This window comes from Tistlia consotensis USBA 355 (assembly GCF_900177295.1).
Classification (GTDB): domain Bacteria; phylum Pseudomonadota; class Alphaproteobacteria; order Kiloniellales; family DSM-21159; genus Tistlia; species Tistlia consotensis.
Map to the genome: position 1 here is coordinate 50,273 of NZ_FWZX01000004.1, position 25,743 is coordinate 76,015.

24 protein-coding genes are annotated in these 25,743 nt (G+C 68.9%); 12 read left to right on the forward strand and 12 right to left on the reverse strand.

Going from position 1 to position 25,743, the window contains the following annotated elements; all coding sequences use genetic code 11:
- Positions 1–31: 31 nt before the first annotated feature.
- Positions 32–694, reverse strand: a complete 663-nt coding sequence (locus B9O00_RS07020) for a glutathione S-transferase family protein (protein WP_085121757.1) — start codon at positions 692–694, stop codon at positions 32–34.
- Positions 695–855: 161 nt separating this feature from the next.
- Here B9O00_RS07020 and B9O00_RS07025 point away from each other — a divergent pair, with 161 nt between their 5' ends.
- From B9O00_RS07025 to B9O00_RS07035, 3 genes are all read left to right on the forward strand, one after another.
- Positions 856–2,259, forward strand: coding sequence for a leucyl aminopeptidase family protein (locus B9O00_RS07025; protein WP_085121758.1), 1,404 nt, complete (start codon positions 856–858; stop codon positions 2,257–2,259).
- Positions 2,260–2,430: 171 nt separating this feature from the next.
- On the forward strand, positions 2,431–2,883 hold the full coding sequence (locus B9O00_RS07030; RefSeq protein ID WP_085121759.1) for a universal stress protein: 453 nt from the start codon (positions 2,431–2,433) through the stop codon (positions 2,881–2,883).
- Between the two features lie 96 nt (positions 2,884–2,979).
- Complete coding sequence (locus B9O00_RS07035) at positions 2,980–3,318, forward strand: MarR family transcriptional regulator (RefSeq protein ID WP_085121760.1); 339 nt, start codon at positions 2,980–2,982, stop codon at positions 3,316–3,318.
- Positions 3,319–5,148: 1,830 nt separating this feature from the next.
- On the opposite strand, the gene B9O00_RS07040 is transcribed toward B9O00_RS07035, so the two are convergent.
- The 4 genes from B9O00_RS07040 to B9O00_RS07055 form a co-directional block, all read right to left on the reverse strand.
- Positions 5,149–6,474, reverse strand: coding sequence for an NAD(P)H-dependent oxidoreductase (locus B9O00_RS07040; protein ID WP_085121761.1), 1,326 nt, complete (start codon positions 6,472–6,474; stop codon positions 5,149–5,151).
- Positions 6,475–6,478: 4 nt separating this feature from the next.
- Positions 6,479–7,285 carry a phytanoyl-CoA dioxygenase family protein gene (locus tag B9O00_RS07045; protein ID WP_085121762.1) on the reverse strand — a complete coding sequence of 269 codons (807 nt, stop codon included), beginning with the start codon at positions 7,283–7,285 and terminating at the stop codon, positions 6,479–6,481.
- Between the two features lie 35 nt (positions 7,286–7,320).
- Positions 7,321–8,040 (reverse strand): GntR family transcriptional regulator, encoded by a 720-nt coding sequence (locus tag B9O00_RS07050; protein WP_085121763.1) that lies wholly within the window; start codon positions 8,038–8,040, stop codon positions 7,321–7,323.
- A 107-nt stretch (positions 8,041–8,147) separates the two neighbouring features.
- The gene (locus tag B9O00_RS07055) at positions 8,148–8,588 is read right to left on the reverse strand and encodes a DoxX family protein (protein WP_085121764.1); all 441 of its coding nucleotides are present in this window, start codon (positions 8,586–8,588) and stop codon (positions 8,148–8,150) included.
- A gap of 127 nt (positions 8,589–8,715) precedes the next feature.
- Between B9O00_RS07055 and B9O00_RS07060 the strand changes: the two genes are divergently transcribed.
- A complete protein-coding gene (locus B9O00_RS07060) occupies positions 8,716–9,594 on the forward strand; it encodes a LysR family transcriptional regulator (RefSeq protein ID WP_159460134.1) in 879 nt (292 codons plus the stop codon).
- A gap of 49 nt (positions 9,595–9,643) precedes the next feature.
- Here B9O00_RS07060 and B9O00_RS07065 read toward each other — a convergent pair whose 3' ends face one another.
- Complete coding sequence (locus tag B9O00_RS07065; RefSeq protein ID WP_085121766.1) at positions 9,644–10,210, reverse strand: SH3 domain-containing protein; 567 nt, start codon at positions 10,208–10,210, stop codon at positions 9,644–9,646.
- Positions 10,211–10,454: 244 nt separating this feature from the next.
- On the opposite strand from B9O00_RS07065, the gene B9O00_RS07070 reads away from it, so the two are divergent.
- Positions 10,455–11,435: a 2-hydroxyacid dehydrogenase gene (locus B9O00_RS07070; RefSeq protein ID WP_085121767.1), complete on the forward strand. Its 981-nt coding sequence runs from the start codon at positions 10,455–10,457 to the stop codon at positions 11,433–11,435.
- Positions 11,436–11,501: 66 nt separating this feature from the next.
- Here B9O00_RS07070 and B9O00_RS33015 read toward each other — a convergent pair whose 3' ends face one another.
- Positions 11,502–11,675, reverse strand: coding sequence for a hypothetical protein (locus B9O00_RS33015; protein WP_159460135.1), 174 nt, complete (start codon positions 11,673–11,675; stop codon positions 11,502–11,504).
- Here B9O00_RS33015 and B9O00_RS07075 point away from each other — a divergent pair.
- From B9O00_RS07075 to B9O00_RS07105, 7 genes are all read left to right on the forward strand, one after another.
- Positions 11,674–12,642 carry a hypothetical protein gene (locus B9O00_RS07075; protein WP_085121768.1) on the forward strand — a complete coding sequence of 323 codons (969 nt, stop codon included), beginning with the start codon at positions 11,674–11,676 and terminating at the stop codon, positions 12,640–12,642. The genes B9O00_RS33015 and B9O00_RS07075 overlap by 2 nt on opposite strands.
- Entirely contained in the window at positions 12,639–13,076 is a 438-nt protein-coding gene (locus B9O00_RS07080) for a hypothetical protein (RefSeq protein WP_085121769.1), read from the forward strand. The genes B9O00_RS07075 and B9O00_RS07080 overlap by 4 nt, the downstream gene beginning before the upstream one ends.
- A 352-nt stretch (positions 13,077–13,428) precedes the next feature.
- A complete protein-coding gene (locus B9O00_RS07085; protein WP_085121770.1) occupies positions 13,429–14,868 on the forward strand; it encodes an MBOAT family O-acyltransferase in 1,440 nt (479 codons plus the stop codon).
- 85 nt (positions 14,869–14,953) lie between these two features.
- Positions 14,954–15,922 carry a hypothetical protein gene (locus tag B9O00_RS07090; protein ID WP_085121771.1) on the forward strand — a complete coding sequence of 323 codons (969 nt, stop codon included), beginning with the start codon at positions 14,954–14,956 and terminating at the stop codon, positions 15,920–15,922.
- Between the two features lie 61 nt (positions 15,923–15,983).
- Positions 15,984–17,048: a hypothetical protein gene (locus tag B9O00_RS07095; RefSeq protein ID WP_085121772.1), complete on the forward strand. Its 1,065-nt coding sequence runs from the start codon at positions 15,984–15,986 to the stop codon at positions 17,046–17,048.
- A 286-nt stretch (positions 17,049–17,334) separates the two neighbouring features.
- Positions 17,335–18,306, forward strand: a complete 972-nt coding sequence (locus B9O00_RS07100) for a hypothetical protein (RefSeq protein ID WP_085121773.1) — start codon at positions 17,335–17,337, stop codon at positions 18,304–18,306.
- Positions 18,303–18,740 (forward strand): hypothetical protein, encoded by a 438-nt coding sequence (locus tag B9O00_RS07105; protein ID WP_085121774.1) that lies wholly within the window; start codon positions 18,303–18,305, stop codon positions 18,738–18,740. Before B9O00_RS07100 ends, B9O00_RS07105 begins: the two co-directional genes overlap by 4 nt.
- A gap of 10 nt (positions 18,741–18,750) precedes the next feature.
- On the opposite strand, the gene B9O00_RS07110 is transcribed toward B9O00_RS07105, so the two are convergent.
- From B9O00_RS07110 to B9O00_RS07130, 5 genes are read right to left on the reverse strand one after another with little or no spacing between them, the layout of a single operon-like run.
- Positions 18,751–20,883 (reverse strand): S9 family peptidase, encoded by a 2,133-nt coding sequence (locus tag B9O00_RS07110; RefSeq protein WP_085121775.1) that lies wholly within the window; start codon positions 20,881–20,883, stop codon positions 18,751–18,753.
- On the reverse strand, positions 20,855–21,802 hold the full coding sequence (locus B9O00_RS07115; RefSeq protein WP_085121776.1) for a 2-hydroxyacid dehydrogenase: 948 nt from the start codon (positions 21,800–21,802) through the stop codon (positions 20,855–20,857). Before B9O00_RS07115 ends, B9O00_RS07110 begins: the two co-directional genes overlap by 29 nt.
- Positions 21,803–21,814: 12 nt before the next feature.
- The gene (locus tag B9O00_RS07120) at positions 21,815–23,476 is read right to left on the reverse strand and encodes an ABC transporter ATP-binding protein (protein ID WP_085121777.1); all 1,662 of its coding nucleotides are present in this window, start codon (positions 23,474–23,476) and stop codon (positions 21,815–21,817) included.
- Positions 23,473–24,615: an ABC transporter permease gene (locus tag B9O00_RS07125; protein WP_085121778.1), complete on the reverse strand. Its 1,143-nt coding sequence runs from the start codon at positions 24,613–24,615 to the stop codon at positions 23,473–23,475. The genes B9O00_RS07120 and B9O00_RS07125 overlap by 4 nt, the downstream gene beginning before the upstream one ends.
- Before the next feature lie 3 nt (positions 24,616–24,618).
- Positions 24,619–25,740 (reverse strand): microcin C ABC transporter permease YejB, encoded by a 1,122-nt coding sequence (locus B9O00_RS07130; RefSeq protein ID WP_085121779.1) that lies wholly within the window; start codon positions 25,738–25,740, stop codon positions 24,619–24,621.
- Between the last annotated feature and the right edge of the window lie 3 nt (positions 25,741–25,743).

Below are 25,743 nucleotides of genomic sequence, written 5' to 3' on the forward strand. Positions count from 1 at the left end.
CCCCCACCTCCGAAATGAGGGGCGGAGCGGCTCAGGGCCGCTCGAGCACCCAGGGCTCGATCTCCCCGGCGGCCAGCCATTCGCGGTAGGGCGACCAGGCCTGGACCGCCTCGGCGTAGGCGGCGGCCGCGCCGTCGAGCGGGATGCCGTAGGTGACGAAGCGGCTGACCACCGGCGCATAGAAGCAGTCGGGCAGCCCGGGCCGGCCGAACAGGAAGTCGCCGCCGGCCCCGAAGCCGGCCCTGCAGTCGTTCCAGATCTCCTGCACCCGGGCGATCTCGGCCAGGGTCTTCGACGAGGGGCTGGCCGGCGCCCGGTTGCGCATGTCCATCGGCAGCTCGGCGCGCAGGCTGGCGAAGCCGGAATGCATCTCGGCGACGACCGAGCGGGCGACGGCGCGGGCCGTCGGGTCCTCGGGCCAGAGCCCGGCCGAGGGGAAGCGCTCGGCCAGGTACTCGCCGATCGCCAGGGAATCCCAGACCGAGAGCGCGCCGTGCCTGAGCAGCGGCACCTTGCCGCTCGGCGAATGGACGAGGATCGCGGCCCGGGTCTCGGGCTGGTCGAGCGGGATCACGATCTCCTCGAAGCCGGCGCCGCTCTCCGCCAGGGCCAGCTTCAGCGCCAGCCAGCCGCGCAGCGACCAGGAAGAGTAGTTCTTGTTTGCGACGACCAGGGTAAACTCCGCACCCGACATTCCGACCTCCTGCTCCAGGGCCCGAACCGACCGCCCGGGCGCGTGCCCGCGATGGAAGGTGACGCCCGGGCCGCCGTCAACCGCCAACCCGCTCATCCCTGCCCGCTCATCCCTGCCCGCTCATCCCTGCCCGCTCACCCCTGCCGCCGACCGGAGACCGCATGACCGACTTCCCGCTCCCGCTCGCCCATCTGACCGAGCCCGACCCGAGCGCGGTGCCGATCCACGCCGTGACCGCCGAGGGCCTCGCCGCCTGGACCGCCGGCCAGCCGGCCCCGCTCGGCGCCTGGCTGGCCGCAACCGGCTTCACGGCCAGGCCCGGCAGCCAGGCGCTGGTGCCGGATGCGGAGGGGAAGCTCGCCGGCGTCCTGCTGGGGGTCGAGCGACCCGACGACCCCTGGGCCTGGGGCGGCCTGCCCGGCACGCTGCCCGAAGGCGCCTATCGCCTGGCAGCGGACGGGGAAGCGGCGGTCGCCGAGGCGGCGGCGCTGGGCTGGGCGCTCGGCTGCTACGCCTTCACCCGCTACAAGGCGCCGAAACGGGCCTTCGCGCGGCTGGCCTGGCCGGCCGGTGCCGGTCGCGCGCGGGTCGGCCGCCTGGTCGAGGCGATCTGCCGGGTCCGCGACCTGGTCAACACCCCGGCCGAGGACCTGGGCCCGGAGCAGCTCGCCGAGGCCGGCGCCGAGCTCGGCCGGCGCTACGGCGCGACCAGCCGGATCCTGGTCGGCGAGGCGCTGCTGGCGGAGAACTACCCGACGATCCACGCGGTCGGCCGGGCCGCGGCGCGGGCGCCGCGGCTGCTCGACCTGACCTGGCGGGGCCCGGGGGCCGAGGACGGCCCGCAGGTCGTGCTGGTCGGCAAGGGCGTCTGCTTCGACAGCGGCGGCCTCGACCTCAAGCCCTCGTCGGGCATGCTGCTGATGAAGAAGGACATGGGCGGCGGCGCCCACGCCATCGCCCTGGCCGGCCTGGTCATGGACGCCGGGCTGCCGGTCCGCCTGCGCCTGCTCGTGCCCTGCGTCGAGAACGCCGTCTCCGGCAACGCCTTCCGCCCGCTCGACGTGCTCAGGACCCGCAAGGGCCTGACCGTCGAGGTCGGCAACACCGACGCCGAGGGCCGGCTGATCCTCTGCGACGCGCTGGCCGAGGCCGACGCCATGGCCCCGGACCTGATTCTCGACTTCGCGACCCTGACCGGCGCGGCACGCGTCGCGCTCGGGCCCGAGCTGCCGGCGCTGTTCAGCAACGACGACGCGACCGCCGAGGCGCTGCTGGCCCACGGCCGGCGGCTCGGCGACCCGCTGTGGCGCCTGCCGCTGCACCAGCCCTACCTCAAGATGCTCGACAGCCGAGTCGCCGACCTCAACAACGTCTCCAGCGGCGGCTTCGCCGGCTCGGTGACCGCGGCGCTCTTCCTCGAGCAGTTCGTCTCGGCCGGGCGGGCCTGGGCCCATCTCGACCTCTTCGCCTGGAATCCCGAGGACCGGCCGGGCCGGCCCAAGGGCGGCGAGGCGATGGGCCTGCGCAGCGCCTTCGCGCTGATCGAGGATCTCGCCGCCCGCTGAACCGGCCGGACTCGGCGCGAATCGGCCAGCAATGGCCGGAATCCGGGAGCCCCGGCCGATGCTCGAAAGCGCAGACTGGCGGTCGTCGGGGCCCCCTCGACTGGGCGTTCCCGGCCCGAGGTGCTAGGCTGTCGCGCCGACCGGTGCTGCGAAAGCAAGCAAGGGGGGATCATGTTCGAGCGGATACTCTGCTGCGTCGACGGCTCGCAGCACGCCCTGAGGGCCGCCGAGACGGCCTGCGCCCTGGCCGCGAAGTTCGGCGGGCAGCTGACCATCCTGACCGTCGCCAAGGAGCTGAAGCCGAGCGAATCGGTGAAGCGCTTCATGGCGCTCGAGCAGCTCTCCGGCGAGCCGCAGTACGTGCTCGACGAGTACACCGAGGAGATCGTCAACAAGGCCAGGGACGTCGCCGAGGCCAGCGGCCTGCAGGGCGTCAAGGCGGAGGTGCGCACGGGCAACCCGGCGCGGACCATCGTCGAGTTCGCCGAGCGCCACAAGGCCGACTGCATCGTGCTCGGCAGCCGCGGCATCGGCGACATCGGCGGCGTGCTGCTCGGCTCGGTCTCCTTCAAGGTCAACTCCCTGGCCAAGTGCACGGTGGTCACGGTCAAGCCGCACGACTGACCCGGGAGATCGGTCCGGCGGCCTTGCCGGACGCCTTGCCGCTCGGCGGCGCCGCGGCTATCATTTCGCCGTCGAAACGACAAGCCGAGCCCGCCCATGGATGCCCGCAAGGCCCTCGCGCTCTGGCACCGCGTCGCGGTCGAGAGCCTCAGCCACGACCTCGCCGAGCTGAACCAGCGGCAGACCGCGATCCTGCTGGAGATCTATCTCGGCGAGCCGCCGCACACGGTGCGCGGCCTGGCCCGGCGCCTCGCGATCTCGAAGCCGGCGGTGACCCGCGCGCTGCACCGGCTGGAGGCGCTCGACTACGCCCGGCGCAAGGTCGACGAGAGCGACAAGCGCTCGGTGCTGGTCCAGCGCACGGTCAAGGGCTCGGTGTTCCTGCGCGACTTCGCCGACCGCATCGGCGGCCTGGCGAAAGAGGCCGGGCTCTAAGGAAGAATAAATACGCCGTAGAAAATTATGCTGGTGAGTAATATAATTGAGACTGCTGATAATATCATAATAGTATATATTCTCTTCATTGAGTTAAAAAACCTAATGAGAGCCGCGTCCACGCGTCTTGTTGAATGAAACTTATCAGATACGTATGAGAAAAAAGCAATTAACACGATTGATGTCCCCACAAACAGCTCTGGGTATCTTAAGATAAATTTGAAAGCGATATCTATATTGTTATTTGGTGAGATGTCTATGTGGTAATCAGATAGTTGCAGTATTCCCGAAAATGAAAGTATTATTCCTACAATTGATAGGACCCAATTCCTGATTGAATCTCTTGTTTCCTGCCTATTTATCGCTTCCCGCTCGACACGTGATCTTGTGGATTTTATACTTTCTGATATTTCCGCGCTAAAATATCTCGGAAAATCTCTATTTATCGTAGAAAATTCTTCGTTTTCTCCGATTTCTGACTTACTGACTTCATATAGAGCAGATGCATAAGCAATCAAACCGAGAGTATTATCAAATGTCTCAATGTTCGGATGCCTCTTATACTATATTACTTTTCTATAAATATTATATAAAGAGGACATTCTCCACTCTATATTGTCTCCTTTCGTATATAAATCAACTACCGTATCAGTTGTTGGGTCATGATTCTGATGTCGATGGCCGATATCCTTCAGGAAATAGAATATCTGTGCACTTAAAATATACAAAATATGCTCTCTTTCCTTTGAATCGCAAGGTAAATTTGGTGCGTCATGATATCCATCGTGTTCGATAACTGGAAATATTTCTGTAGTGCCGGTTCTCCTAATAGACACGTCCACACAGAATACACAAAATCTTGTGCACTCATTCATAAAATACTCGTGTTTTTCCTTCGCAAAGTCCGTCACTTTTTCATCTCTGGAAAAGCGAAACTCATTTAAATAATCTCTATACTTCCTGATTTCCCGCTTTATCATTGTCCACCCGCTTCTCCTCCTAAATATAAAGGCTCTTCCTCTCAAGAACTCTTGCTTAAGTCGTCCATCGTCTGTGGACGCAAGAAACAGAAATATGAAGTCGCCGTCCAAGTGGAGCGCTGGCAGAAGCAACGACTTGAGAGGAACAACCGCATCAGCTGTGATTCGGCGTTGATAGACTACTAAATAGCGCCTCGTTCGATCTGCAGCATGCGCAGATATAGATTTAGTAGGGTGTTCAGATTGCCCAAACACGCTAAAAGACAACCGCCCGCTTACTGCGGGAATCCATCCGCAGAACACGGGGGGTTCAGATCTCAATTTGCAGGACTCAATTATATTATTCAGTTCGCCTAATCGACGACAGAACAGCTTCGTCTGAAAGGCGACCCTGTTCTACCCATCTATTTGCTTTGGTGTCTATCGCAATTCCCGCCGCGACTCGGTAGTCGCGAGAGCCGTTAACACTCGTCGCCGCTTGCCCGCGGAGAGTCGCGCCGAATCCATCTAGCCGACTACGATTGCGGTTGTACTCTGTGCCACTTCCAAGGCCCAACTTCCACGCGAGGCGCGCGAAGTACAGTGCCGCGAAGAGCGCGATCAGGATTCCGATTGTTTCCATCCATCCAACCATTGCCCGTCCTCCCCGGTGCCGTCGGTATGGACTCCGACGTTGTCAAGAAAAAAATGGCACCGAAATGGTGATCCGTAAAGATTTTCCCGTCTCGCATGTGCAAGAACGCAATTTAATTGCCATTTCCCCGCGTCGATGATTCCAATCGGAATCTCGCTCTCCCGTCTTCAGAGCAAATAGTTTTCCGACTCGGGGCTACCTGCCCCGGCGCCGCCGCTATTCGGCGGCCGCCGCGCGACCGGCGAAGGCCTGTTCCATTTCGCGGCGCACCTTCAGCGTCGCGTCCTGCTCGTTCATCTGAACGTCGGCGTAGCTCAGCGGTTGGCCCGCCGAAACAGGACGGACCAGCTTGATGCCGTGGGCGAGGCCGATCGGCAGGCCGCCCCTGGCCAGGCTCTCGCCGGCCTCGGTCAGCTTGCCCCAGACGCAGGATCCGCCCTCGCCGTCCAGCGTCTCGCCGGCCTTGAGGTCGCGCTTGGCGGTCGCCACGACGTCGCCGCGGAAGCCGGTCGGCGCCCCCGTCGCCTCGCCGCGCAGCGCCGCCGAGAGCACCGAGACGTTGAGTTCCAGGCCGATCAGGTGGAAGGGCTTGTACATCGCCGCCCGGGTCCCGGAGGGATCGGTGATCAGGCCGTACTCGCGGAAGCAGCGCGCGGCGTACGCGTTCGGCGCCTCGAAGACGACGTAGACGCCCCAGCGCAGGTCGCGGAACACCGGCCGGCCGTCGCGTTCCAGGGACGAAACGACCTCGACCGTGCCGGAGTGGTTGAGCACCCCGCCCTCGTTGTGCGGCCGGAGCACCCGCGGCAGGTCGTCGACGCCGCAGGGCGGGAAGGCGAGGCCGGAGGGCGGCGGGGTCAGGCCGGTGGCGTTGGCGACCGCGGCCATCTCGATGCCCGACTTGGTGCCGTCGAGGAAGGAGTTGAACATCTGCGGGTTCATGCCGCCCTTGGCCGCGTCGGCCGGGTCGAGGCCGTAGTAGCCCCAGACCGTCTCGGGGGTCGAGGCGTGGTACTCCGGCAGGTACTTCGTGCCCTTGCCGGCGCAGACCACCTCGAAGCCGCAGGACCGGGCCCAGTCGACCATCTCGCAGATCAGCGCCGGCTGGTCGCCGTAGGCCAGCGAGTAGACGACGCCGGCCTCCTGCGCCTTGCGGGCGAGCAGCGGGCCGACCAGCACGTCGGCCTCGACGTTGACCATGACGATGTGCTTGCCGGCCGCGATGGCGGCCAGGGCGTGGCGGGTGCCGGCGGCCGGATTGCCGGTCGCCTCGATGACGACCTCGACGTCCTCGCGCTCGATCGCCCGCAGGGAGTCGTCGACGAAGTCGGTGGCCTCGATCAGCTCCTCGGCCCAGCCGACCCGGCGGCAGGCCTCGCGCGCCCGCTGCGGGTCGAGGTCGGCGACCGCCGCGACGTCGAGGCCCGGGGTGTGGGGCACCTGGGACAGGAACATCGAGCCGAACTTGCCGGCGCCGATCAGCAGGACGCGGACCGGCCAGCCGCGGGCAGCGCGCTGCTGCAGCTTCGCATAGAGGTTCATGGCGCTACTCCGCGGCCTGGGTCGCGACGCTCTCCCGGGCGAGCTCGCGCAGGCTGTCGTCGGACAGCGGCTCGATCGGCGTGAAGTCGCGGTGCGCGATCCAGTCGGCGCGCTTGAACTGCCGGATGTGGTTGTCGACGTGGCAGAGCGACAGATAGACGATCGTGCGCGGCCAGGGGCTGATGTTCGGCGGGCTGGCGTGGACGATGTTCGAGTGGAACATCAGCACCGAGCCGGCCGGGCCCTGCGGCGCCACGATGCCGCCCGCGTCGGCCAGGCGCTTGACCGTCGCGCGGTCGAGCGTCCAGAGCGGATAGGAGGTCGTCTCGAGGTCGTGCCCGGCCTCCAGCGTGCCGGCCTTGTGGCTCTTCGGCACGATGAACAGCGGGCCATTGACCGCCGTCACCTCGTCGAGGAACAGGGCGATGTTCATGGCGCGCGGCTCGGGCATGTCGTCGTCGCGCTTCCAGGTGCCGTAGTCCTGGTGCCACTGCCAGACCTCGCCGTCGAAGGCGGCCTTCGCGTTGATCTTGAACTGGTGCATGTAGACCGGGCCGTCGAGCAGCTGCTGGACCGGCTCGACCAAGCGCGGATGGCGCCCGAGTCGGCGGTAGGCCTCGTTGAAGGTGTGGGCGGCGAAGGCAGTGCGCGCCACGCCGGACTTCTCGCGCCAGACCTCCTGGCGCTCCTGGGCGTAGACGGCGTCGGCCTCGCGGCGCAGCAGGCCGATCTCCTCGCGGTCGAACCGCTCGGGCAGGAACAGCCAGCCTTCGGTCTCGAAATGGGCGAGCTCTTCGGGGGTCAGCTTCATCTCCGGGACTCCTCCGTGGGGGACGGCGGACGGCTTCAGGCCGCCTTGTTGTCGGTTTCGGGGTCGGTTTCGGGGCCGCTTGCGGACTCGGCGGCGGGCGCGACCTCGGCGCTCAGGCGCCGCCAGGTCGCCTCGCCGGCCTGCTCGGCATGGGCCCGGGCCAGGGTCTCGGCGCGCTCCGCCTGGCCGCGGCCGACGGCCTCGGCGATCGCGGCATGCTCGCGCCAGGCCCGCGCGCCGTAGTCGGGGTCGCCGAGCACCAGCCCCATCGAGCGCTGGAAGTGCGGCCAGGCCGCCTCGGCGGTCTCGGCGATCGCGCTGTTGCCGGAGGCGGCGTAGACCGCGCGGTGGAACGCGACGTCGGCGGCGATCAGCCGGCCCAGCTCGCCGTCGGCGAGGGCCGCGCGGCCCTGGGAGAGACAGGCCGAGAGGTCGACGACGGCCCCGCCCGCGGCGCGCTCCGCCGCCAGGCGCGCGGCCAGGGCGTCGAGCGCCGCGCGCACCCGGTAGAGATCGCGCAGGCGGTCCGGCTCGATCGGCGCGACCATCAGGCCGCGGCGGCCGCGCTCGGTGACCAGGCCCTCGCTCAGCAGCAGGCGCAGCGCATGGCTGACCGGCTGGCGCGAGACGCCGAGGCGGGCCGCCAGCGGCTCCTGGGCGAGCGGCGCGCCGGCGGCCAGCTCGCCGGCCAGGATCGCCTGCTTCAGGCGGTCGTAGACCTCGTCGATCAGGACCGGGCGGGGCTCGATGCGCATGAGCGCAACTCTAGAGCCCTCTGAATTCGGAATTCAATAATGCGAGCCATGCAAAAAGGGCCCGTCGCCATGACGGGCCCTTCCTGTCGTTCCGGCGGCGGCCCGGATCAGGCCGCCGCGGCGCTGCCCTGCAGCCAGGAGGGCAGCAGCGGCAGGCGCAGGCGGAGCGCCAGGGCGCCGTCGCCGAGCAGGGCCTGGACCAGGGCCAGGATCACCAGGAAGACCGGGTACTCCCAGCCGCCGCCCTGGCCGCTGAACACCCAGCCGTTGCCGGAGTGCGCCCAGGCGGCGCCGAGCAGCACCGGCAGCACAGCCAGCGAGACCAGGCGGGTCTGCACGCCGAGCAGCAGCAGCACGCCGCCGGTCACCTCGGCGAAGATCGTGAGATAGGCGGTGATCGCCGGCAGGCCGAGCGATTCGAAGAAGCCGATCGTGCCGGCGAGGCCGAAGACGCCGAGCTTCAGGATCAGCGAGTGGGCGAGGAACATGACGCCCAGCGAGACCCTGAGCAGCAGGGCGGCATAGGGCGCGGTACGGGAATCGGTCATGGCTTGTCCCCTTGGAGCAGGCGCGGCAGCCGGTGGCTCCGCTCATGACGGGGAAGGTGTGGCTTGCGACTCCGCCATGCCATGGTGATAATTGCCTCTTCCTCTTTGCAAATTTGCAAGTGACGCCGTGACCCTGGACTGGAGCGACCTGCGTCTCGTGCTCGCCGTCGCGCGGGCCGGCAGCTACGCCGCGGCGGCCCGGCGTCTCGGCCTCGACCAGTCGACGGTCTATCGCCGCGTCACGACGCTGGAGCGCAGCCTGGCCACGCCGCTGTTCGAGCGCTCGGCCGACGGCCGCGCCCCGACCGCGACCGGCGCGGCCGTCGTGCAGGCCGCCGAGGCTATGGAGCGCGAGGTCGAAGGACTCGACGCGCGGCTCGCCGGCGAGCGCCAGCGGCTGGAAGGCAGCCTGCGCGTGACCGCGCCCGACGACCTGGGCGCGCGCCTGCTGCTGCCGCTGCTCGCCCGCTTCCGGCAGCGCGAGCCCGGCATCCGGCTCGAGCTGGTGCTCGACAACCGGGCGGTGAGCCTGACCCGGCGCGAGGCCGACGTGGCGCTGCGCGCCACGAGCAATCCGCCGGAATCGACCGTCGGGCGCTGCATCGGCCCGATCGGCTGGGCCGGCTATGCCATCCCCGCGCTGGCCGGCCGCGACCCCGCGGCGCTCGACTGGATCGCCTGGGAGGAGGGGGCGGGCTCGCCCCTGGTCGCGCGGCGCCTGGCCGGCCTGGCATCGCGCGAGCGCATCGTCTTGCGCAGCAACTCCCTGCTCAACCAGCTGCTCGCCGCCGAGGCCGGCATCGGCGCCGCCCTGCTGCCCTGCGTGCTGGGCGAGAGCTCGCCGGCGCTGCAGCGGATCCTGCCGCGCGGCCCGGCCGAGAGCGGCCAGCTGTGGCTGCTGACCCACAGCGACCTGCGCCGCAACCCGCGGGTCCGCGCCCTGCTCGACTTCCTCTACGAGGCGCTGCGGGCCAAGGCCGCGGACCTCGCCGGGCCGGAGGATTGAGGGCTTCGCGGCGGGCCGGCTCGGCCCCGACGAAGCGGGACGGGCCCGTTCAGTCCGCCTCGTTGGCGTGGATGCCGAAGAACTCGTCGCGCTTCAGCCAGCCCTCGAAGCTGCCGAAGGCGAGCTGGCACCAGCCCTTGTGGCAACCGAGCAGGTTGCCGATGGCGTTCGGCTGCAGGGTGGCGACGGCCGGAGAATCGTCGCCCGGCGCGCGCCGCAGGGTGCGCGGGCCGCCGTCCGAGGTCGCCAGCACCTGGGCGGTGCGCTTGGCCTGGATCATCGAGGAATGCACCCAGCCCTCGGTGCCCTCCCAGTCGCGCAGCTTGCGCCAGTTGTCGAACTCGTCGATGACCTCGACCGGCAGGTCGGCGCGGCGATAGACCCACTCGATCGGATACTGCAGGCCCGGGCCGGCGCGCAGGTTGACCTGGTCGGAGCGCAGCGAGACGAAGCGCGGCAGCGGCAGGCCGCTGGCGCTGCCAACGGAGGCCTGCGCCCAGGCGGGCGCGACCAGGGTGCCGGCGAGCGGCGCCGCGGCGAGCAGCAGGCAGAGCGCGACGAGGACACCGGCGGCGGCTCGGCAGGCAAGGGCGGCGGCGACTCGGACCCGGCTCATGCGCTCCGGCCTAACCCTCCCCCCGGGCGACGTCAAGGCCGCCTCCCGGCGCACCCCGCGCCCGGCCCGGCCCGCCGCGGCCCGGGCCGCTCCGGGGCCCCCTGCGCGGCCCGGGGGCGCACGCTGGACAAGCCGCTGTCCCGCCTGCTAAAGCCCCCGCCAAGAGGGCGCGCGGGCCCCCCAAGCGAGGCACCCCTCGGCCGGGACATCCCTCGTGCGAACAGCGAAGGCGGACTTCGAAGCCATGGGCAAGCCTCTGGTCATCGTCACGCGGCGCCTGCCGGACGTCATCGAGACCCGGATGATGGAGCTGTTCGACTGCCGGCTGAACCTCGACGACCAGCCGATGAGCCAGGCCGCATTGCTCGAGGCGGTCAAGACCGCCGAGATCCTGGTGCCGACGGTGACAGACCGGATCGACGCCGCGATCCTGTCCCAGGCCGGGCCCAAGCTGCGCCTGATCGCCTCGTTCGGCACCGGCGTCGACCACATCGACCTGAAGACCGCCCGCCAGCGCGGCATCACCGTGACCAACACGCCCGGCGTCCTGACCGAGGACACGGCCGACATGACCATGGCGCTGCTGCTGGCGGTGCCGCGGCGCCTCGCCGAGGGCGAGCGGGTCGTCCGCTCCGGCAGCTGGAACGGCTGGAGCCCGACCGGCATGCTCGGCCACAGGATCTGGGGCAAGCGGCTCGGCATCATCGGCATGGGCCGGATCGGCCAGGCCGTGGCGCGGCGCGCCCGCGGCTTCGGCCTGTCGATCCACTACCACAACCGCCGGCGCGTCTCCGAGGAGGTCGAGCGCGAGCTCGAGGCGACCTACTGGGAGAGCCTCGACCAGATGCTGGCGCGCATGGACATGATCTCGGTGAACTGCCCGCACACGCCGGCGACCTTCCACCTGCTCTCGGCGCGCCGGCTGAAGCTGATGCGGCCCGACGCCTACATCGTCAACACCAGCCGCGGCGAGGTGATCGACGAGAACGCCCTGGCCCGCCTGCTGGCCTCCGGCGAGCTGGCCGGCGCCGGCCTCGACGTCTTCGAGCACGAGCCGGCGATCAACCCGAAGCTGCTCAAGCTCGACAACGTCCTGCTGCTGCCGCACATGGGCTCGGCGACGATCGAGGGCCGCATCGCCATGGGCGAGAAGGTCATCATCAACATCAAGACCTTCGTCGACGGACACACGCCGCCGGACCGTGTGCTCGAAGCGATGTTCTGAGGGCCGGGCCGCCAGTGCTCCTCGGTTCCGGCCCCGGCCTCGCTCGCCCTTCACCTCGGGGCTGGCCTAGACGCGATCGTCTCGGGCATTCTCCCGGTCGCATCCACGTGCGTCGATGGTCCAGGCGGTGAGCTCTTTTCCTGTGAGGCCGGGGATCGGCACCAGGCGGCGCAGCCAGTCAGCGGCGAAGCGCACCCGCAGGGCGATCCTCAACCTGTCTTTCTTCGCCTGCTCGGCCATGGTGGTCCTGGCTGCGGCGCGCTGGTACGACCGGCTCAACCCGCTGCTGCGGCTCGAGCACACGGAGTACCAGGCGGGCATCCCGGACATCTCGGCGGACAGCTACCTCAGTGCCCGCGGTGCGCCGCTCGGCTACAGCGCCTTCACCTACGACTGGGACCACGTGGTCGAGGCCGCGCGCAAGGCGGATGTGCTGTTCCTCGGCAACTCCCGGGCGGTCTACGGCTTCCGGCCCCAGTACTTCCAGCCCTGGCTCGACAGGATCGGCCTGCGCGGCTTCAACATGTCGTTCTTCGGCGGCGGCGGCTTCATGCCGCTCTACGTGATCCGCAAGTACGACCTGCATCCGAAGATGGTCGTCGTCAACGACGACGGCTTCCTGCTGCTGGAAGGCACCCGCTGGGGTGAAGCAGCCCGCCGGGCCGGCGCCTGGGGCGACTTCAAGCACTACTACGGCGAGACGGCCCTCTGGCTCGTGCAGAAACGCCTGCACCAGATCGTGCCGCCGCTGCGGGCCTTCACCGGCCGGCGCTCCCTGGTGATCTACACCTCGATCAAGGACGGCGAACCGATCTTCGCCTTCGGCGAGGACGAGGGCAAGCCGATGCGAGAGCTGCCCGCCGCAGAGCCGCCGCCCGCCGTGAAGACGATCGTCGACAGGGCCGTTCCGCCCTCCCGTCTGGGGTCGAAGGAGTTCTTCGACGAGATGGACCGGCGGGGCATCCTGGTCGTCCTCACCGCCATCCAGGACAACGGAGAGTTCATCGGCTACTACCTGGCCAAGCGGATGAACGAGGAGAACAAAAGGATCTACGTCCACGCGATGCTGCCCAACCTGATGGGACAGGCGGGCAGCCACATGGACGCCAGGAGCTCGCAACGCCTGATGAACGACCTGATGCCCAAGATCCTGGCTCTGCCGCAGGTCCAGGCCCTTGCCCGCAAGCCCGGGGAGGCCCGGCCGTGATCCGCCTGTCGATCCTGCTCGTCGCCATCGGCGTCGCCGCGCTGGTCGTCGCCCAGATCGAGAGCCGCCCGCCGCCGCCGAGGTTCCAGGTCGCGGACCTGGTCGGCTCGTGGACGATGGGCGGCGCCGACAAGTGCGGCAGCGGCGAGGCGCCGACCCTGGAGGTCGCCGCGGACGGCCGCGCCAAGGTGACGACCGAGGCCTACAAGGCCGCCGGCCGTCTGCTGGGGACCGAGGGCATGTGGCGGAGCCCGTTCCGCGACCGGACCTTCACCCAGGTGCCGCTGCTCGACGAGCAGGGCACCCGCTGGGTGTTCATCTTCGGCTCCGACAGCGATCTGCGCGTCCTGGAGGGCGTCTTCGACTACTGGCAGGCTTCGGATGGTCGCTTCATGGTCCTGCCCCGCCTGCCCCCCCTCTACCGCTGCAGTTGACGATCCGGACGCGCCTGGAGAGCGGCGTCGCGGCATTGCCGCCGCGTCCGCCTCGTTTCAGTCTTGTGAAACCGGCAGCAACCGGCGCCGAATCGGTACGACCCTTGTTTGCCTTGGCCGGACGCCGATGCTATCCCTTCGGGCACGAGTCATCCCCTCTCGAATCGCTCACCGCTCTGTCGGCCGGACCAAGGATTTCCCCCTCGAGAAACCGCTGTCTCAAGGGTCGATCGATCCGGAAAACGGCCTGTCGCCCCGTGTCGCCGCTCGAGCCGCAGGTGCTCCCAGGCAAAGAACGATCAGGAAAGCGAATGCTGCACTGCTGCGCCATGCCTAACCGGAAGGTCGCTCCGTGAACTTCGCCTCGCTCGAGTTCGGCGTCTTCTTTCTCGTCGTCCTGGTCATCCGGCTTTTCTACAGGCAGTCGGGATCGCGCGTCTTCGTGTCGATCCTGGTCCTGCTCAGCCTCGTCTTCTACGGCTGGGAGGAACCGTCCTACGTCTTCCTGATCCTGCTGAGCACGGTCATCGACTTCTTCGCCGCGCTGGCGATCGAGAAATACCGCAGCTCCCCCAGGACCCGCCGCGCGATCGTCACGATCTCCTGCGTCGCCAACCTGGGCCTGCTGGGCTTCTTCAAATACACAGGCTTCTTCGTCCAGAACCTCTCGACGGTCCTGCCGCTCGAGCCGGGGATCGCGACGGCGCTGCGCGGCATCGTCCTGCCGATCGGCATCTCCTTCTACACCTTCCAGTCGATGTCCTACACGATCGACGTCTATCGGGGAGAAAAGCCGACCCGCAGCTTCCTCGACTTCATCTTCTATATTTCCTTCTTCCCGCAGCTGGTCGCCGGGCCGATCGTCCGGGCCCACAACTTCCTCTACCAGATCCACCGCGTCCGCAGCATCCGCCTGGTCGTCTGGCTCGAAGGCTTCCGGCTGATGATCCTCGGCTTCTTCCTGAAGCTGGTGGTCGCCGACAACATCGGCTACGCGCTCTCGGGCATCAATCTCCAGAGCGTCGGCATCTGGGACTACGCCGTGCAGCCCGACGGCCCCAGCACGCTCGCCTGGTACGCGATCATCCTGTTCCCCGCCCAGATCTTCTGCGACTTCGCCGGCTACACCAACATCGCGCGCGGCCTCGCCTACCTGCTCGGCTTCCGGCTGCCGATCAACTTCAACGCCCCCTACCTCGCCGGCAGCTTCAGCGAGTTCTGGCACCGCTGGCACATCACGCTGTCGACCTGGCTGCGCGACTATCTCTATATCCCGCTCGGCGGCAACCGCATCTCCAAGGGCCGGACCCTGGTCAACGTGATGGCCGTGATGCTGCTGGGCGGCCTGTGGCACGGCGCCGGCTGGACCTTCATCGTCTGGGGCGCCATCCACGGCACCGGCCTGGTCGTCGAACGCGCCGCCGGCATCGCGCGGGTCACCGAGCGATGGCTCGCGGCCCGGCTCGGCTGGTTCCTGGTCGTCCAGGCCGTCGTGCTCTTCGCCTGGATCTTCTTCCGCTCGTCCAGGTTCGCCGAGGCCGGCGTGCTGATCACCAACGCCGCGCGGCTCGACTTCCCGCATATCGAGATCGCCGACTATCCCAACCTGCAGGCCGCCCTGATCGTCATCTGGGCGGTGCCCCTGCTGCATCTCCGTGCCCTGCTCAGGGAGGCCGGCGGCCGCCCCTTCCGGGAGACCCGCATCGAACAGGCCATCGTCTCGGGCTTCCTGCTGATCGCCACCCTGAGCTTCTACGGTGAAGGCGGTGAGTTCATCTATTTCCAGTTCTAGGACCAGAAGGACATCGTTCGATCAGCTCCTGTCGCCCCGCTCGCGCAAGGGTCTCCTGCATCTCTCGGCCTTCGCCTGCGCGGCCATGACGGTCCTGGCAACGGCGCGCTGGTACGACCGCACCCATCCCCTGCTGCGCCTGGAACGCACGGAGTACCAGGCGGGGCTCCCCGACCCTTCCGCCGACACCTACCTCGACTCGCGCGGCACCTCGCTGGCCTACAACGCCTTCACCCACGACTGGAACCACGTCGTCGACGCAGCGCGCAAGGCGGACGTGCTGTTCCTCGGCAACTCCCGGGCCGTCTACGGCTTCCGCCCGCAGTATTTCCAGCCCTGGCTCGACAGGATCGGTCTGCGCGGCTTCAACATGGCCTTCTTCGGCGGCACCGGCCAGCTGCCGCTCTGGCTGATCCGCCACTACGACCTGCATCCCAAGATGGTCGTCATCAACGACGACCGCTTCCTCCTGCTCGGCAAGACCGAGTGGGAACAGGCACTCGACAAGGAGAGCACCTGGGGCGCTTTCAAGGACTACTACGGCAGCGCGGCGGCATGGCTGGTCCAGAAGCGCCTGCACCGGATCGTGCCGCCCCTCAGAGCCTACACCGGCCGGCGCAGGCTCGTGGTGTACCGCTCGATCGGGACTGGCGCGCCGATCTTCGTCTTCGGCGAATCGGAGGGCAAGCCGATGACCAGGCTGCCGTCCGCGCAGGCGGACCAAGCCGTGAAGGCCTGGATCGACCAGGCCCTGGCCCGAGGGCGCCGCACGTCGGCTGAGTTCCTGCGGGAGATGGACCGGCGGGGCATCCTGGTCGTTCTCACCGTCATCCAGGACAACGGCGACTTCGCCGGCTACTACATGTCCCGGCGGCTGAACGAGAGGAACGGGCGGATCTACGTCCACGCGATGCTGCCGAACCTGATGGGCCAGGCCGGCAGCCACATGGACGCCGAGAGCTCGAAGCGCCTGATGGAAGACCTGATGCCCAAGATCCTGGCCCTGCCCCGGGTCCAGGCCCTGGCCGGGAAGCAGCAGGAGACGCGGCCATGACCCGCCTCTCCCGGCCGTTCCTGGCCAGCGCCGCCGCCGCCGGCCTCGTCCGGCGAAGGCCATGAGCGCGGCCCCGTCCAGCCCGAGCGTCGGCGGCCCGCTGTCGAAGCGCACGCGCGGAGCCATCCTTCACCTGTCGATCTTCGCCTGCTCGGTCATGCTCGTCCTGGCCGCGGCGCGCTGGTACGACCGCTCCGACCGCCTGCTCCGGCTGGAGCGCACGGAGTACCAGGCGGGTATCCCCGATATCTCGGCCGGCACCTATCTGGGCTCGCGCGGCACCTCGCTCGCCTACAACGCCTTCGCCTACGACTGGGATCACGTCGTCGACGCGGCGCGCAAGGCGGACGTGCTGTTCCTCGGCAACTCCCGGGCCGTCTACGGTTTCCGGCCGCAGTACTTCCAGCCCTGGCTCGACAAGATCGGCCTGCGCGGCTTCAACATGGCCTTCTTCGGCGGCGGCGGCTTCGCGCCGCTCTACGTGATCCGCAAGTTCGACCTGCATCCTAAGATGGTCGTCATCAACGACGACGGCTTCTTCCTGCTCAGGGACACCGCCTGGGGCAAGGCCGCGCGGACGGAAGGTCCCTGGCGCGCCTTCAAGGACTACTACAGCAAGACGGCCCGATGGCTGGTCCAGAAGCGCCTGCACCAGATCGTGCCGCCCCTCAGGGCCTTCACCGGCCGGCGTTCCCTGGTCGTCTACCGCTCGATCCGGGACGGTGCGCCGATCTTCGCCTTCGGCGAGTCCGAGGGCAAGCCGATGACGCGCCTGCCGCCCGACGAGCCGAGCCGAGCGATGCGGGAGCTCGTCGACCAGAGCCTGCCCATCGTCCGCGCCGGCTCGAAGAAGTTTCTCGAGGAGATGGACCGGCGGGGCATCCTGGTGGTGCTCACGGCCATCCAGGACAACGGGGAGTTCGCCGGCTACTACCTGGCCAAGGCTCTGAACGAGGAGAACAGGCGGATCTACGTCCATGCCATGCTGCCGAACCTGATGGGACAGGCCGGAAGCCACATGGACGCCTGGAGCTCCAAGCGCCTGATGGACGACCTGATGCCCAAGATCCTGGCGCTGCCACAGGTCCAGGCCCTGGCCCGCAAGCCCGCGGGAACGCGGCCATGACCGGCCTGTCGCCCCGGCCGGCCGGACCGGTGCGATCCGGCATCCGCCGCCCCGGGCGGTCGGCCGGCCCCGCGGGCGGCCGACGGAGGCTGCTTGCCGGGGAAGGCCCGCGTCGGGCTGGTGATCGCTTCCGGAACCCCGGTCCTGGCGGCAGGGAGCCTCTGCGGTGAGAACGGCGAGCGCGGCGATCTGCGGTTCCCCGGCCTAGCGGAGGCGGCCCGGCGGCCCGCTGCCGAGGCGCGCGCGCAGGGCCCTCCTTCACCTCTCGATCTTCGCCTGGACGGCGATGACGATGCTCGCCGCGGAGCGCTGGTACGACCGCTCCTATCCGCTGATGCGCCTCGAGTACTCGCCGTACCAAGCCGGCATCCCCGACCTCACGGAGGACGACTACCTCGACTTCCGCGGCACGGTGCTGGGCTACGAGGCTTTCACCTACGACTGGGACAACGTCGTCGACGCGGCGCGCAAGGCGGATGTCCTGTTCCTGGGCAATTCCCTGATGGTCTACAGCTTCCGGCCGCAATACTTCCAGCCCTGGCTGGACAAGCTCGGCCTGCGCGGCTTCAGCATGGCGTTCATCGGCAGCGGCGGGTACATGCCGCTCTGGGTGATCCGACGGTACGATCTGCACCCGAAGATGGTCGTCATCAGCGACGAGCGCTTCCTCGAACTCAACCGGACGCTCTTCGAAGAGAAGGCGCGCGGCGAAGGTGCCTGGAATGCCTTCAAGCACTACTACGGCGTGACGATCAAATGGCTGGTGCAGAAGCATCTGCACCAGCTGGTGCCGCCTTTGCGGGACTTCACCGACCCGGCCCCCTTCGAGGTCATCTACCGATCTCGGCGCGACGGCGCGCCGATCTTCGCCTATGCCCTTACCGAGGGCAAAACACTGACGCGGCTGCCCGGCCCCCAGCCGAGCGAAGCGGTGAAGAAGTGGATCGACCAGGTCTTGCCGCAGGACCGCATCACCTCTGCCGAGTTTCTCAGGGAGATGGACAAGCGGGGCATCCTGGTGGTGCTCACCGTGCTTCAGGACAATGCCAGCTTCGCCGGCTACTTTCTGTCCAAGCGGCTGAACGAGGAGAACCGGCGGATCTTCGTCGAGGCGATGCGGCCGGATCTGACCAGCCAAGTCGGACCCCACATCGATGCGCAGAGCTCGAAGCGCCTGATGGACGACGTGATGCCGAGGATCCTGGCGCTGCCGCAGGTCCAGGCCCTGGCCCGGAAGCCAGCGAGGAGCAAGCCATGATCCGCCTGTCCCTGCTGCTCGTCGCCCTCGGCGTCGCCGCGCTGGTCGTCGCCCAGATCGCGAGCCGGCCGCCGCCGCCGGCCTTCCAGGCTGCGGACCTGGTCGGCTCGTGGGTGCTGGGCGGCGCCGACAAGTGCGGCGCCGGCGAGACGCCGACCTTGACGGTCGGCGCTGACGGCCGCGCCACCATCCAGACCCAGGCCTACAGCGCCTCCGGCCATCTGCTCGCCACCACGGGCGTGCGCGTCCAGCTGTTCCACAGCCGCGTCTTCACCTCCCTGCCGTTGCTCGACGACCAGGGCACCCGCTGGACCTTCGTCGTCGGCACCAACGACACGCTCAGCGTGCTCGAGGGCGCGTTCGACTACAGCCAGAAGGCGACCGGCGAGTTTATGGTGCTGCCGCGCCTGCCCCCGATCTACCGCTGCGGCTGAACGGTCGGCGCTACGCCCGGCCGAACACCTCGAGCAGGAAGGCGTAGGTCAGCGCGACCTCCTTCAGCTTGTCGAAGCGGCCCGAGGCGCCGCCGTGGCCGGCCTCCATGTAGGTGCGCAGCAGCAGCAGCTGGTCGTCGGTCTTGAGGGCGCGCAGCTTCGCGACCCACTTGGCCGGCTCCCAGTAGGTGACGCGCGGGTCGGTCAGGCCGGCCGTGACGAGCAGGTGCGGATAGCCGTGGCGGCCGACGTTGTCGTAGGGGCTGTAGCCGCGGATCCGCGCGAAGGCCTCGGCGTCGGTGATCGGGTTGCCCCACTCCGGCCACTCGGGCGGGGTCAGGGGCAGGGTCTCGTCGAGCATGGTGTTGAGCGTGTCGACGAAGGGCACGTCGGCGACCGCGGCCTTGAAGAGCTCGGGCGCCCGGTTCAGCACGGCGCCGACCAGCAGGCCGCCGGCGCTGCCGCCCATGATCGAGATCTCGCCCTTCCGGGCGAGGCCGCGGGCGATCAGGCTGCGGGCGACCGCGACGAAGTCGTCGAAGGAGTTGGTCTTCTGCTCCAGCTTGCCGTTGCGGTACCAGCGCCAGCCCTTGTCCATGCCGCCGCGGATGTGCGCGATGACGTAGACGAAGCCGCGGTCGACCAGGCTGAAGCGGTTGGTCACGAAGTTCGCCGGCACGGCGATGCCGTAGGCGCCGTAGCCGTAGAGCAGCACCGGCGCCGAGCCGTCGAGCGGCGTGTCGGCCCGGTGCAGCAGGGTCACCGGAATCTCCTCGCCGTCCTCGGCCAGGGCATGGAAGCGCTCGACCCGGTAGGCCGCGGCATCGTGGCCGCTCGGCACCTCCTGCTCCTTGAGCAGGCTGCGCTCGCGGCTCTCCAGGTCGTAGGCGTAGGTCTGCGCCGGCGTGGTCGGCGAGGAATAGACGAAGCGCAGGGCCGTGGTGTCGTAGGCGGCGCTCGGATCGATGCCCAGGCTGTAGGCCGCCTCCTCGAAGCCGATGCGGTGACTGGCGCCGTCGGCGAGGCGCAGCACGGTCAGGCGCGGCAGGGCGTCGACCCGCTCGAGCAGCACCAGGTGCTCCCTGAAGCACTCCATGCCCAGGCGCAGCGTGCCGGGCTCGTGGGGCAGCAGGTCGCGCCAGCTCGAGCGGCCGGGCGCCGCGAGCGGCGCCGCCATCAGCTTGAAGTCCTCGGCACCGTCCAGGTTGGTCAGGATCAGCAGGCGGTCGCGCGGCGCGTCGTGCTGGATCGAGTAGCGCAGGTCGGGCTCGCGGGCGGCGACCAGCAGAGGCTCGCCCGCCGGCCGCCAGGCGTCGAGCAGCCGGATCTCGCTGGTCGCGTGGTCGTGGCTGTCGATCAGGATCAGCTCGCGGCTGTCGGTGAGGGCGACGCCGAGGAAGAAGCCGGGATCCTTCTCCTCGTAGACCAGCACGTCCTCGGCCGGGTCGCCGCCCAGGCGGTGGCGCAGCACCTGGCAGGGCCGGTGGTGGTCGTCGAGCCGGGTATAGAACAGCGTCTCGCCGTCGGCCGCCCAGGCCAGCGAGCCGGAGGCGCTGGCGATCCGGTCCGGCAGCAGGCTGCCGCTCGCCATGTCGAGCACCCGGATCTCGAAGAACTCCGAGCCGTTCAGGTCGACGGCATAGGCGAGGTGCCGATGGTCGCGGCTGTGGCTGGCGCCGCCGAGGGCGAAGAAGGGATGGCCCTCGGCCTCGCGGTTGCCGTCGAGCAGCACCTCTTCGCCGGCGCCGTCCGCCGCGCCGGTCGGCCGGCGCACCAGAAGCGGATAGTCGCCGCCGGCGACGAAGCGGACGAAGTACTCCCAGGGCCCGTCGGGGTCCGGGACCGAATCGTCGTGCTCCTTGATCCGGCCCTTGAGCTCGGCGAAGAGCGTCTCGCGCAGGGCCCCGGTGCCGGCCAGCGCCGCCTCGGTATAGGCGTTCTCCGCCTCCAGGTAGGCACGGATGTCGGGCTGCAGCACCGAGGGGTCGCGCATCACCTGCTGCCACTGCGGGTCGCGCAGCCAGGCGTAGTCGTCGCTCAGCTCGACGCCGTGGACCGTCCGGCGGGTCGGGCGCCGCTCGGCGACCGGCGGGGTCGGCGCGCCGGCCACGGCCTCAGTAGCCCCGGCCGCGGTCGACGGCATTGAGCGGCGGCTCGCCGCGCTCGATGCGCCGGATGTTCTCGACGACGGCCTCGGCGGCGGTATCGGGGAGCGTCATCGAGGCGACGTGCGGCGTGACGACGACCCGCTCGTGGCGCCAGAAGGGCGAGTCCCCGGGCAGCGGCTCCCGGGCGAAGACGTCGAGCGTCGCCGAGTCGATCTGGCCCGACTCGAGCGCCGCCAGCAGGTCGGCCTCGACCAGGTGCTCGCCGCGCCCGACGTTGATCAGGCTGGCGCCGGCCGGCAGCTTGGCGAAGGTCTCGGCATCGAGGATGCCGCGGGTCTCGTCGGTCAGCGGCAGCAGGTTGACCAGGATCTCCGTGCGCGCCAGGAAGGCGTCGAGCCCGGCCGCGCCGGAATAGGAGGCGACGCCTGGGATCTCCTTCGGCGAGCGGCTCCAGCCGGCGACGTCGAGGCGCAGGCCCGCCAGCTTCGCGGCGGCGTCGCTGCCGAGCTGGCCGAGGCCCAGGATGCCGACCCTGCGGTCCCAGGCGGCGACGGGCGGCAGCTCCTCCCAGACCCCGGCGCGCTGCTGGGCGCGGTAGTCGAACATGCGGCGGTGGTGGAAGAGCACCTGCATGACCACGTACTCGGTCATGCCGGCGGTCAGGCCGCGCTCGACCATGCGCACCACCGGCACCCCGGCCGGCAGCTCGGGATCTCGGAAGATGTGGTCGATGCCGGCGCCCAGCGAGAAGATCGCCTTGAGGTTCGGCAGGCGCTTCAGCACGCCCGTCGGCGGCTTCCAGACCAGGGCGTAGTCGATCGCCGAGAGGTCGCCCCCGGGCGCGGCGGCACCGCTCGGCCAGACCTCGACCTGGAGATCCGGCTGGTGCTTCTGCAGGGCCGCCGTCCAGAGGTCGGCGCGGTCGAGGTCGGACTTGAACAGCAGCTTGGTCATGGCCGGCGCAGCCTACTGGCTGACCACGCCGCTTTCCACCGCTTCGAGCTCGAAGGCCGCCTTCATCAGGGCCTTGGTATAGTCCTCGCGCGGATCGTCGAAGATCCGCGCCGCCGGGCCCTGCTCGACGACCCTGCCGTTGCGCAGCACCAGCACCTGGTCGGCGAGCGCCCGCACGACCTTGAGATCGTGGCTGATGAAGAGATAGGCCAGCTTGTGCCGGGCCTGCAGGTCGCGCAGCAGGTCGACGATCTGGGCCTGCACCGACATGTCGAGCGCCGAGGTCGGCTCGTCGAGCACGACGAAGCGCGGCTTCAGCACCATGGCGCGGGCGACGGCGATGCGCTGGCGCTGGCCGCCCGAGAACTCGTGGGGATAGCGGTCGCGGCTGGCGGGATCGAGGCCGACCTCCTCGAGCGCCCGGACGATCAGCCGCTCGCGCTCGGCGGCCGTCGCGGCCAGGTCGTGGACGCGCAGGCCCTCGCCGACGATCTCGCCGACCGACAGGCGCGGCGACAGCGAGCCGTAGGGGTCCTGGAAGACGATCTGCAGCTCGCGCCGCAGCGGCCTGAGCGCCTTCGAGCCGAGGCCCTGGATCGACTTGCCGAGGTAGGCGATCCGGCCCTCGCTGGCGATCAGCCGCAGCAGGGCGAGGCCGAGCGTCGTCTTGCCCGAGCCGGATTCGCCGACGACGCCGACCGTATGGCCCTCGCGCACCGTGACGTCGACGCCGTCGACCGCCTTGACGACGTCGATCGTGCGCTTCAGCACCCCGGCCCGGATCGGGAAGTGCACCTTGACGTCCTTGCCCTCGAGGATGGTCGGCGCGTCGGGCGCGGCGTGCAGCGGCGCGCCCTTGGGCTCGGCCGAGAGCAGGCGCCGGGTGTAGTCGTGCCGCGGATTCTCGAAGATCCCGGCGGTCGGGCCCTGCTCGACGATCTCGCCCTGGGTCATGACGCAGACCCGGTCGGCGACCTTGCGGACGATCGAGAGGTCGTGGGTGATCAGCAGGATCGCCATGCCGAGCCGGCCCTGCAGCTCCTTCAGCAGCTTCAGGATCTGCGCCTGGATGGTGACGTCGAGCGCCGTCGTCGGTTCGTCGGCGATCAGCAGCTCGGGCTGGTTGGCCAGCGCCATGGCGATCATCACGCGCTGGCGCTGGCCGCCCGAGAGCTCGTGCGGATAGGCGCCGAGCCGGCGCTCCGGCTCGCGGATGCCGACCAGGCGCAGCAGCTCCAGCGACGCCTTGCGGGCGCGGGCGTGGTCGAGGCCGCGGTGCAGGATCAGGGTCTCGCCGATCTGCTTCTCGACGGTGTGGAGCGGATTGAGCGAGGTCATCGGCTCCTGGAAGACCATCGAGATGTCGTTGCCGCGGACCTGGCGCAGCCTGCGCTGCGGCGCGCCGATCAGCTCCTCGCCCTTGAAGCGGACCGAGCTGCCCTCGGGATGGCGGGCGAGCGGATAGGGCAGCAGCTGCAGGATCGAGAGCGCCGAGACCGACTTGCCGGAGCCCGACTCGCCGACCAGCGCGACGGTCTCGCCGGGCTTGATGTCGAAGGAGATGCCGCGCACCGCGTGGGTCGCCTGCGGTCCGCGTCCGAAGTCGACGCCGAGGTTCGAGACCTCCAGCAGCCGCTCGCCGTTCCAGGCGGCCGTCTTCTCCGCCGCGCTCATCGGCCGGCTCCCGCGCCCGCCGGACGCGCCTGCAGCTCCTCGGCCGCGTGCTCGGGCGGCGGCGCCGTGTCGGCGAAGAGCTTGCGCGGATCGAAGGCGTCGCGCACCGCCTCGCCGACGAAGATCAGCAGGCTCAGCATGATCGCGATGACGAAGAAGCCGGTGAGGCCCAGCCAGGGCGCCTGCAGGTTCGCCTTGCCCTGGGCCAGCAGCTCGCCGAGCGAGGCCGAGCCGGGCGGCAGGCCGACCCCGAGGAAGTCGAGCGCGGTCAGGGCGGTGACCGAGCCGGCCAGGGTGAAGGGCACGAAGGTCAGGGTCGCGACCATGGCGTTGGGCAGCACGTGGCGGAAGATGATCGTCAGGTTGGCGACGCCGAGCGCCCGGCTGGCGCGGATGAAGTCGAGATTGCGCGCGCGCAGGAACTCGGCGCGCACGACGCCGACGAAGCCGAGCCAGGTGAACAGCAGCAGCACGATCAGCAGCCACCAGAAGGTCGGCTCGACGACGCTGGCGATGATGATCAGGATGTAGAGCTGCGGCATCGAGGACCAGATCTCGATGAAGCGCTGGCCGATCAGGTCGAGCCAGCCGCCGTAGTAGCCCTGCAGGGCGCCGGCGCTGACCCCGATCATGGCCGAGAGCGCGGTCAGCACGACGCCGAACAGCACGGAGATGCGGAAGCCGTAGATCAGCCGCGCCGCGACGTCGCGGGCCTGGTCGTCGGTGCCGAGCCAGTGATCGCCGCTGGGCGGCGTCGGCGCCGGCGCCGGCAGGTTCCAGGCGACCGTGCGGTAGCTGTAGGGGATCGGCGGCTCGAGCATCCAGCCGTGGCTGTCGATCAGCCGGCGCACCGTCGGATCGGTGTAGTCGGTCTCGGTCGGCAGCTGGCCGCCGAAGGTCGTCTCCGGATAGGACCGGAAGATCGGGAAGTAGGGCTGGCCGTCGTACATCACCAGGAACGGCCGGTCGTTGGCGATGACCTCGGCGAACAGCGAGACGACGAACAGCAGCAGGAAGATCCAGAGCGCCCAGAAGCCGCGCCGGTTGGCCTTGAAGTTGGCCAGGCGCCGGTGGTCGAGCGGCGTCAGCTCGAAGCCGAGGAAGCGGGTCTTGCCGGGTGCCGCCTGCCGTGCCGCCATGGCTCAGACCTCCCGGCTCTCGAAGTCGATGCGCGGGTCGATCAGCGTGTAGGTCATGTCGGTGACGATGCCCATGACCAGGCCCATCAGGGTGAAGACGTAGAGCGTGCCGAGCACGACCGGGTAGTCGCGCTGGAACACCGCCTCGAAGCCGAGCCGGCCGAGGCCGTCGAGCGAGAAGATCACCTCGATCAGCACCGAGCCGGTGAACAGCATGCCGATCAGCTGGCCGGGGAAGCCGGCGATGACGATCAGCATGGCGTTGCGGAAGACGTGGCCGTAGAGCACGCGCCGCTCGGTCAGGCCCTTGGCCCGGGCGGTGGTCACGTACTGCTGGTTGATCTGGTCCATGAAGGAGTTCTTGGTCAGCATGGTCAGCGCCGCGAAGCCGCCGATCGAGAGCGCCAGGATCGGCAGCACCAGGTGCCAGAAGTAGTCGAGCACCTTGTCGGGCAGCGAGAGCTGGTGCCAGTTCTCCGAGACCAGGCCGCGCAAGGGGAACCAGTCGAGGTACTGGCCGCCGGCGAAGACGACCAGCAGGAACACCGCGAAGAGGAAGCCGGGCACGGCCGTGCCGACGACCACGACGCCCGAGGTCCAGGCGTCGAACTCGCTGCCGTCGCGCACCGCCTTGGCGACGCCGAGGGGAATCGAGATCAGGTAGATGATCAGGGTCGACCAGACGCCGAGCGAGATCGAGACCGGCATCTTGTCGAGGATCAGGCTGAAGACCGGGCGGTCGCGGAAGAAGGAGTCGCCGAAGTCGAAGACCAGGTAGTTGCGCATCATGATCAGGAAGCGCTCGCCCATCGGCTTGTCGAGGCCGAACTGCTTCTCCAGCTCGGCGACGAACTGCGGATCGAGGCCCTGGGCGCCGCGGTAGTCGCCGCGCGGGCCGGCGCCCTGGCCGCCCTGGCCGCCGCCGGAGGGCGCCGGCGCGCCGAGGTCGCCGGCCCCGGTCTGGGTGATGCGCTGGGTGATCGCGCCGCCGGTGCCGGTCAGCTTGGCGATGATCTGCTCGACCGGGCCGCCGGGCAGGAACTGCAGCACCACGAAGTTGACCAGCATGATGACGAACAGGGTCGGCACCAGGAGCAGCAGACGCCGGACCAGATAGGCTGCCATCGC